Origin of the sequence: Polynucleobacter finlandensis (genome assembly GCF_018881755.1) — a bacterium.
In the GTDB taxonomy this organism is placed as follows: domain Bacteria; phylum Pseudomonadota; class Gammaproteobacteria; order Burkholderiales; family Burkholderiaceae; genus Polynucleobacter; species Polynucleobacter finlandensis.
On the sequence record NZ_JACVPS010000032.1, the window covers coordinates 1 to 1235 of the forward strand.

General features: G+C 48.4%; 1 protein-coding gene. It reads right to left on the reverse strand.

From position 1 onward, the window contains the following. Positions 1 to 18: 18 nt before the first annotated feature. Positions 19 to 1172, reverse strand: a protein-coding gene (locus tag ICN49_RS11570; protein WP_216168227.1) for an IS3 family transposase whose coding sequence is annotated in 2 segments (ribosomal slippage) — positions 19 to 932 and positions 932 to 1172 — 1155 coding nt in all. Because the reading frame shifts where the segments join, the coding sequence is not laid out codon by codon here. Positions 1173 to 1235 lie beyond the last annotated feature (63 nt).

The window sequence follows — 1235 nt, forward strand, 5'->3', positions numbered from 1 at the left end:
TGAATCGCTACCAATATTCTAGACACTTCCCAACCTCGCTTGGTACTGCTGTTCAAATCTTACCGGAGAAAGTCCATTGTTATAACTATGGCGCCTAACCGGGTTGTAAAACATTTCGATGTAATCAAAGATATCCTCCCTTGCTTTTGCTCTGCTGGCATAGGTCTTGCGTTTGATCCGCTCCCGCTTGAGTAGTTGGAAAAAGCTCTCCACTACGGCATTGTCATGGCAGTTTCCGCGCCGACTCATACTTTGTTTGAGGTTATGTTCTTTTAAGAACGCTTGCCACTCGTAACTAGAAAATTGACTGCCTTGATCCGAGTGGATCATCACTGTCTGCTTGGGTTTTCGTTTCCATAAAGCCATCAGCAAAGCACAGACTACGAGCTCCTTATCCATCCGCCCTTGCATCGACCAGCCTACAATCTGGCGGGAGAATAAATCCAAGACCACCGCCAAGTACAGCCAACCCTCATGCGTGCGGATATAAGTAATGTCCGTTACCCAGGTCTCATTAGGTTCTAAAACATCAAACTGCTGACCCAAGTGATTGGGGGCTGCCACATGAGGCTTACCAGCATGGTGCCGTGGTTTACGCTTGTAGCCTGTTTGGGAACGCAGGCCCTGTGCCTTCATCAATCGATACACCCGTTGCTCTCCACAAGCAATCCCCAGATCTTGCAGATCATCATGGATCTTGCGATAACCATAGATGGTGCCGCTTGCCAGCCATGCTTGCTTAATTTGACCTACGATCATCTGGTTCTCATAGGCTCGAGACGAGAGTGGCTCTTTAAGCCAGGCGTAATAGCCACTGTGGTGGACTCGCAAAACCTTGCACATGGTGCGGATGGCATGCTCATGCTGGTGCTTTTTGATGAAGGCGTACTTTAACCGGACTCCTTGGCAAAGTACGCGGCGGCCTTTTTTAGAATGTCGCGCTCTTCGGTAACCCGCCGCAGCTCCGCCTCCAGTCTTTTAAGCTTAGCTGATTGATCATCTTGAACTAAGCGCTGCTCGGCTGGAATACCATATTTATTAATCCAGGCATACAGACTATGGGGTGAGGTGCCCAGCCTAGCAGCCACATCTCGAACACCAAAACCCCGTTCAACTACCTGTTTGACTGCTTCTAACTTGAACTCTTCAGTAAACCGCCTTCTTGTACTCATGACACACCTCCTAATAGACTAAATATTAGGCTAGAAAGTGTCTAGAGAAGTGGTAGCGATTCA